Below are 6585 nucleotides of genomic sequence, written 5' to 3' on the forward strand. Positions count from 1 at the left end.
CTCCCCAGCCCTCCCCCGCAAGCGGGAGAGGGGGAGACAACCTCAGTTCGCCGGGCGCAGCTTGGCGGCTTCGGCTTCCGGCGGCAGGTAGTCGGCGCCGGGCTTGAAGGTGAAGTTCACCATCACGCCCTTGCCGTCCTTCTGGCTGGTAGTGCCGATATAGGCGCCCAGCGTCGACTGGTGGTCGCCGGCGCGATAGACGATGTCGCCGAAGGGGGTGGAAACCTTCAGGTTCTTCATGGCCTTGACGATGCCGCCGGTGGTGTGGTCGTCGGTGGCCTTGAGCACCGCCGCGATGGACTTTACCGTCGAGTAGCCGACGATGGAGCCGAGGCGCGGATAGTCCTTGTGGAGCTGCTGGTAGGCGTCCAGGAACGCCTGGTGCTCGGCGGTCTTGATACCGTACCAGGGATAGCCGGTGACGATCCAGCCTTCCGGAGTCTCGGTCTTCAGCGGGTCGAGATATTCCGGCTCGCCGGTGAGATAGCTCACCACCGCGCGGTCCTTGAAGATGCCGCGGGTATTGCCCTCGCGCACCAGCTTCACCAGGTCGCCGGCGAAGGTGGCGTTGAGGATGGCGTCGGGCTTGGCGGCGTCGATGGCCTGCAGTACCGGGCCGGCGTCGATCTTGTTCAGCGGCGGCCACTGCTCGGCCACGAACTCCACGTCCGGGCGCTTCTTCTTCAGGAGCTCCTTGAACACGGCCACGAAGGACTGGCCGAACTCGTAGTTGGGAGCGATCGTCGCCCACTTCTTGGCGGGAAGCTTGGCCGCCTCTTCCGCCAGCATGGCCGCCTGCATGTAGTTGGAGGTGCGCAGGCGGAAGGTATAGTCGTTGCCCTTCGACCAGACGATGGCGTCGGTGAGCGGCTCGGCGGCGAGATAGACCACCTGCTTCTGCTTGGCGAAGTCGGCCAGCGCCAGACCCACGTTCGACAGGAAGCCGCCGGAGATCATCACCACGCCGTCGCGCGAGACCAGCTCGTTGGCGGCGGTGAGGGCGTCGGCGGGCTTGCCGCCGTCATCCTTGGAGATAATGACGAGCTTCTTGCCCTTGATGCCGCCGGCGTCATTCACTTCCTTCAGCGCCAGTTCCATGCCCTTGCGATAGGGCTCGGTGAAGGCGGGCAGCGCCGAATAGGAATTGATCTCGCCCACCTTGATCTCCCCTTCCAGCGCGCGCGCGGCGCCGGAAGCAAGGAGAAGGGCGGCGAATGTCGCCCCCGCAGTCAAACGGATGAGTTTCTTCATGTGCTGTTCCCCTCTGGTCTCTTGAAGTCCTGCACCCTGCCGCGAAGACGCGCGGCTTTGCTCACCGCAACCCGTCCTCCCCCTTGATCTCTTCCTTTTTCAGTCCGCCGACGCGCGGCAGCGGCCGGCCGGAATCGGTCACCGCCACCGCCACCACGATCTCGTTGGCGCGAGGCGCATCGGAAATGCTCACCTGCATGCCATCAAAATGGCTGCGCACGAAGGCAGCGTCCTTGTGTCCCAAGGGAATGTCCAGCTCCGCGCCCAGCCCGCCGCGCCGCTTGGAGGAGGGGATGAGCGCCGCGCCCTTGCCCAGCACCGCGCGCACCGGCGCACCCATCTTCGGATGGAGAAGCGCCGCCGCGTGCTCCAGTTCGCCATTCTCGCCCACCAGCGCGGCCTTGCCGTAGCTCTCGGCCGCCGGCCCCTCGATGCCCAGCGCCGCCACGGCACGCGCCGCCAGCAGGCCGCCCAGCTCCTCGCCCGTGGCGATGAGGTCGGAGAGGTCCTCCACGTAGCGGCCCGCGAACGGGTTCTCGATCACCGCCACCGCCGCCGCCCGGCGGGTGGGCGGGGAGACGGGACGGCCCATCTCCGTCCGCGTCTCCTCGACGATGGTGACGATCTTGCGGATTTTCGCGCTCATCGCAGCCCGTCCCCCTTGGAGATGTCGGAGGCGGCGAGGCCGCCCACGCGGGCATGGACGCGCGGCCCGCAGGTCATCACCAGCACCAAAGCAATCTCGTCGGCCTTCGGCGCGTCGGACACGCCGACTTCCATGGCGTCGAAATGGCTGCGCACATAGGAAGCATTGCTATGTGTCACCGGCACGTCGAGGCGCGTGCCCGGCCCACCCACCTTCTTGGTGGAGGGCACGATGGCCAGCGCGTCGCCCAGCGCCTCGCGCATGGCGTAGCCGCCGGGCACGTGCCACAGGGCGCCGTGCTCGATCTCGCCGGCGGCGCCCACGATGGCGCCCTTGCCGTAGCCGTCCACCACCGCCGGATCGCCGCCGAGGGCCACCACAAGCTCCTTCGCCATGGCGACGCCCAAGGGCTTCAGGTCCTCCATGAAGGGCGCGATGTCCTCCACGTAGCGGCCGGCATAGGGGTTCTCGATGACCGTGACGATGGCGGCGCGGCGGCGCGGCGTGGCGGCGACGGGGCCGCCTTCGTGGAAGATCTCCTCCACGATCCGGACCTGCTTGCGGATCTTGACCTCAGGCATGAGCTGCTTCGCTTTCTTGTTGGCGGGCGAGGGACAAAACGGAACGGCCGGGAAACCTCCCCTCGGCCGGATCGGTGGAAACGCTCACGCCCTGCAGATGCAGCGCGGCGGACGAGATGAGGCCCCGCGCCACGAGGGCCGAGGCGCAGGCAAGGCCCTCGGCCAGCGCCTCCTCGATCTCGGCGGGGTAAAGCTGCGGCACGGCCCGCGTCACCTTCAGCGGGCCAAGGTCGCTGTCGCTCTGCACCTCGCGGGCGGCGATACGCACGATGCCGGGATGGCCCGGCAGGTTCACCGCATTGGCGATGATGGTGGCCGCCGCATCCGCCGCCGCGGCGGTGGGGGCGAGCACGGTGACGGCGTCGGCGATGCCCAGCGAAAAGCTGCGCCCGCGCCAGCCCGAGGTGGCGACGCCACGCACCGGGCTCTCCGCGCTTACCCGTGCCGTGCCGATGAGGCGGGGCCGGTCCGGGCGATCCACGAGGCCGGCCACATAGTCGGCCCCCGGCACCAGATGAAGGGCGATGTCGCCGCCATTGTTCACATAGGCGCGGGTGATGCCGGGCAACACCAGCGCCTCCAGCACCTCCTCGGCTACCGCGCCGGCCACCGCCGCCATGGGGGTGATGAAGCCGGCCCGCGCGTGGGGCTTCACCGCCTCCCACATGCGCCGGGCGACCTTCCCGTCGAGCGGGCACGCCCCCGCATAAGCGGGACGGCGCAGCAAAGGCAGCTCCGCGCACAGCGCGTCCAGCAGGCCGGTGAAGCGCGCCACCGCCGCGCGGTAGGCCGCCGCCACCTGCCGGGCATCGCCGCTGGCCTCGATGACGAGGTCGATGGGGCCATCGTTCAGATGCAGCCGGCGCCCGTCCGCAAGCAATGCCACCTGCGGCGCGCGGGGCGGCACCGGCAAGGGTGCGGCGGAGGCGGACAAAGCGGCGTTCAGCATGGCCGTCAGCCCTGCGAGCGGGCCGCGAGCGGCCAGGGATTGTCGCCGATGGGCGCCACTTCCCGCACGCTGTCGCGGTCGAGGATGGAACTGACCGGCCGCACATGGTCCATGTGCCCGCCGAGCGCCGCATAGGCCTCCAGCGTCAGCGTGAACTCGATGGGCGCCACGAGGGCGGGCGTGGGCACATAGCCGAAGGCGTTTTCCGGCACCCGCATCACGTCCACCATGAAGGTGATGCCGCCGCCCGGCCAGACATAGACCGGCGCGCCGCCGCAGGTGACGCGGGTGATGGCCTCCTTCACCGAGCGGGTGAGCCGCACCGGGTTTTCCGTCACCCCCGCGCGCAGGGAGCCGCCGGCCCCGGCCATGAACAGCACGGAGGACAGCGCCGGCTCGCAATTCTCGCGGATGCGCTCCACGGAGGGGGCAAGATCCGCCGGGATGTCGGCCTCGCGCGGCACCAGGTTTTCGTCGAGCACGTAATAGCCGAAATGCTCGCCGGTGGTGGACACCAGCAGCAGCCGCAGGCCGGGCCAGGCCGCCTTGGCATCGAACGCGCCGAGGATGGAGAGCGGATCGGAAATATTGGTGCCGCCCCAGCCCAGACCCGGCTCGGCCACCTGGAAATAGCGGCCGGGGGTGGAGCGGCGGCCCTTCATGCGGATGCCGGTGTCGCGCACGCCGAGCAGCTTGCCGGCCTGATGCTCGGAGAGGACGCCGGTGATGTGGTCGTCCACCACCACCACCTCGTCCACCTTGCCGAACCATTGCCGCGCGAACATGCCGATGGTGGCGGAGCCGCAGCCCACCCGCATGCGCTCTTCCTGCCCGCCATTGACGATGGGCGCGTGGCCGGCCTGCACGATGAGGGTCGCGCCGTCGTCCACGGTGAGTTCCACCGCCTTGCCGTTGCACAGGTCCAGCAGCGTCTCGCAGGTGACGCGGCCTTCCTTCTTGGCCCCGCCGGTGAGGTGGTGCACGCCGCCCAGCGACAGCATCTGCGAGCCGTATTCGGAGGTGGTGACATGGCCCACCGGCTCGCCGGCCACGCGCACGGTGGCCTGTTCCGGGCCGAGGAACCGGTCGGTGTCGATCTTCACCTTCACGCCGGCGTAGGAAAAGATGCCCTCGGTGACCACGGTCACCATGTCCACGCCGTTCACCTCGGCGGAGACGATGAAGGGGGCGGGCTTGTAGTCGGGATAGGTGGTGCCGGAGCCCACCGCGGTCACGAAGGTGCCGCCATCGGTCACGAGGCGGCCGTCCCAGTCGCCGCCGCGGTCGAAGGGCACCACCTTGCCGCCCTGCTCCAGCGTGCGGTCGAGGATGACGTGGGGATCGACGCGGATCAGCTCGCCGTCGCGGTTGGCGTAGCGGTCGCAGGCGCCGGTGTTGCCGGGCTTGATGTAGCACATGACCGGGCAGGCATCGCACCGGATCTTGTCGTCGGCGCCGGACGCGCGGACGGGGGTCTGGCCTGAGGCGTCGCCTTGAATGTTCTGCGCCATGGAGGGCGGGCTCCGGCCCCGGCGGACAGCCGGCGGGGCGATTTCGATTTCATATGTACACTAATGAAAAAGGAGCGGCCCGAAGTGTCAAGCACAAGGATGAGGCACGCCGCCCGAAGAGGCAGCAGACCTGCCCTATCCTTTTGCGGCCACAGCTTTATGACCTCGCCCGGGCCGCTTCGGAGCGGGTGGGCGCGCCGCGCATTTGTGCGCGGTGCGCGCTTGACGCCAGATCATTCGTATAGAAACAATCCAGACACGCGTGGCGCCTGCCGCGTCGCCTACACTGGCACGTCCGAGGGCGGACCGAAACGAAGATGTCCGAGCCGGTTCAACTTCAGGTGAATGGAACAGCGCACAGCTTCGCGCTGCCCCGCGCCACGCCCCTCATCTATGTGCTGCGCAACGACCTCGGCCTCAACGGCCCCAAGTTCGGCTGCGGGCTGGGGGAATGCGGCGCCTGCACCGTGCTCATGGACGGCGTTGCCGCCCGCTCCTGCGTCACCACCCTGGGCACGGCGGAAGGCCGCGCCATCACCACGCTGGAAGGGCTCGGCACCCTTGAGGCGCCGCATCCGGTGCAGGCCGCCTTCATCGCCGAGCAGGCAGCGCAATGCGGCTACTGCCTCAATGGCATGATCATGACCACCGTCGCCTTCCTCGCCCGCACCCCGTCGCCCACGGAAGACGAGGTCCGCGCCGCCCTGCGCTACAATCTGTGCCGCTGCGGGACCCATGTGGAAATTTTGCGCGCCGTGATGCGCGCCGCGGGCCGGGAGGAAGCACCGTGAACGAGCCCCGCCCGGACAGGGAGCAGATCCTCGCCGCCTCCGGCACCCTCTGTGTGCTGCGCCCGGCGCAGTCCGTCGCCGGCCTCCAGCGCAGCGCCATGCCGAAAGACGGCGCCCTCGACCTGTTCCTGCTGGTGGACGACACCGGCGCCGTCACCGCCTTCAACGGCCATGTGGACCTCGGCACCGGCATCCGCACGGCGCTGGCGCAGATCGTCGCCGAGGAGCTGGACGTGGCGCTGGATCGCGTCACCATGGTGCTCGGCCATACCGGCCTTGCGCCCAACCAGGGCGCCACCATCGCCTCCGATTCCATCCAGGTCTCCGCCCAGCCGCTGCGGCGGGCGGCGGCGCAGGCGCGCCACCGGCTGGTGGCGCTGGCCGCCGAGGCGCTGGGGCTGGAGGCGGATGCGCTGGAGGTGGAGGACGGCATCGTCTGCCCCCGCGACGGCGGCAATGCGGGCCTCTCCTACGGCGAGCTGCTCACGGGCCGCGCCGAGCGTCTCCTCCTCTCCGACGACGTGCCGGTGAAGCCGGCCAGCGCCCACCGCATCGTCGGCCGGCGCGTGCCACGGGTGGATATCCCGGCCAAGGCCACGGGCAGCTTCACCTATGTGCATGACGTGCGCGTGCCCGGCATGCTGCATGGCCGCGTGGTGCGCCCGCCTTATGCCGGCATCGACGCCGGCGATTTCGTCGGCAGGAGCCTCATCCGCGTGGACGAGGCTTCCGTCGCCCACATTCCCGGCATGGTGGCGGTGGTCACCATGGGCGATTTCGTGGGCGTGGTGGCCGAGCGCGAGGAGCAGGCCGCCGAGGCCGCCCGCCGCCTGAAGGTGGAGTGGAAGCCCACCCC

7 protein-coding genes are annotated in these 6585 nt (G+C 69.5%); 2 read left to right on the forward strand and 5 right to left on the reverse strand.

The annotated features are described in order from the left end of the window. Positions 1 to 42: 42 nt before the first annotated feature. The 5 genes from K9U40_RS21280 to K9U40_RS21300 form a co-directional block, all read right to left on the reverse strand. The gene (locus tag K9U40_RS21280; protein ID WP_282892116.1) at positions 43 to 1251 is read right to left on the reverse strand and encodes an ABC transporter substrate-binding protein; all 1209 of its coding nucleotides are present in this window, start codon (positions 1249 to 1251) and stop codon (positions 43 to 45) included. A gap of 61 nt (positions 1252 to 1312) precedes the next feature. Continuing rightward, positions 1313 to 1897 (reverse strand): amino acid synthesis family protein, encoded by a 585-nt coding sequence (locus tag K9U40_RS21285; RefSeq protein WP_282892117.1) that lies wholly within the window; start codon positions 1895 to 1897, stop codon positions 1313 to 1315. Then, positions 1894 to 2478, reverse strand: a complete 585-nt coding sequence (locus K9U40_RS21290) for an amino acid synthesis family protein (protein ID WP_282892118.1) — start codon at positions 2476 to 2478, stop codon at positions 1894 to 1896. The genes K9U40_RS21285 and K9U40_RS21290 overlap by 4 nt, the downstream gene beginning before the upstream one ends. Continuing rightward, positions 2471 to 3427: a UPF0280 family protein gene (locus K9U40_RS21295; protein WP_282892119.1), complete on the reverse strand. Its 957-nt coding sequence runs from the start codon at positions 3425 to 3427 to the stop codon at positions 2471 to 2473. Before K9U40_RS21295 ends, K9U40_RS21290 begins: the two co-directional genes overlap by 8 nt. A 5-nt stretch (positions 3428 to 3432) precedes the next feature. Next, positions 3433 to 4938, reverse strand: a complete 1506-nt coding sequence (locus K9U40_RS21300; RefSeq protein ID WP_282892120.1) for a 6-hydroxynicotinate reductase — start codon at positions 4936 to 4938, stop codon at positions 3433 to 3435. Positions 4939 to 5255: 317 nt separating this feature from the next. On the opposite strand from K9U40_RS21300, the gene K9U40_RS21305 reads away from it, so the two are divergent. Together K9U40_RS21305 and K9U40_RS21310 are read left to right on the forward strand one after the other, a co-directional pair. Further along, entirely contained in the window at positions 5256 to 5729 is a 474-nt protein-coding gene (locus K9U40_RS21305) for a (2Fe-2S)-binding protein (RefSeq protein ID WP_282892121.1), read from the forward strand. After that, on the forward strand, positions 5726 to 6585 hold an 860-nt coding region (locus K9U40_RS21310; protein ID WP_282892122.1), incomplete at its 3' end, for a molybdopterin cofactor-binding domain-containing protein. The genes K9U40_RS21305 and K9U40_RS21310, both read left to right, overlap by 4 nt.

It is taken from the genome of Xanthobacter autotrophicus, assembly GCF_030015065.1.
Classification (GTDB): domain Bacteria; phylum Pseudomonadota; class Alphaproteobacteria; order Rhizobiales; family Xanthobacteraceae; genus Xanthobacter; species Xanthobacter autotrophicus_D.

Coding starts and splice junctions, on each gene's coding strand:
- K9U40_RS21285 (WP_282892117.1), bottom strand. CDS start 1,897: ATGAGCGCGAAAATCCGCAAGATCGTCACCATCGTCGAGGAGACGCGG.
- K9U40_RS21295 (WP_282892119.1), bottom strand. CDS start 3,427: ATGCTGAACGCCGCTTTGTCCGCCTCCGCCGCACCCTTGCCGGTGCCG.
- K9U40_RS21300 (WP_282892120.1), bottom strand. CDS start 4,938: ATGGCGCAGAACATTCAAGGCGACGCCTCAGGCCAGACCCCCGTCCGC.
- K9U40_RS21290 (WP_282892118.1), bottom strand. CDS start 2,478: ATGCCTGAGGTCAAGATCCGCAAGCAGGTCCGGATCGTGGAGGAGATC.
- K9U40_RS21280 (WP_282892116.1), bottom strand. CDS start 1,251: ATGAAGAAACTCATCCGTTTGACTGCGGGGGCGACATTCGCCGCCCTT.
- K9U40_RS21305 (WP_282892121.1), top strand. CDS start 5,256: ATGTCCGAGCCGGTTCAACTTCAGGTGAATGGAACAGCGCACAGCTTC.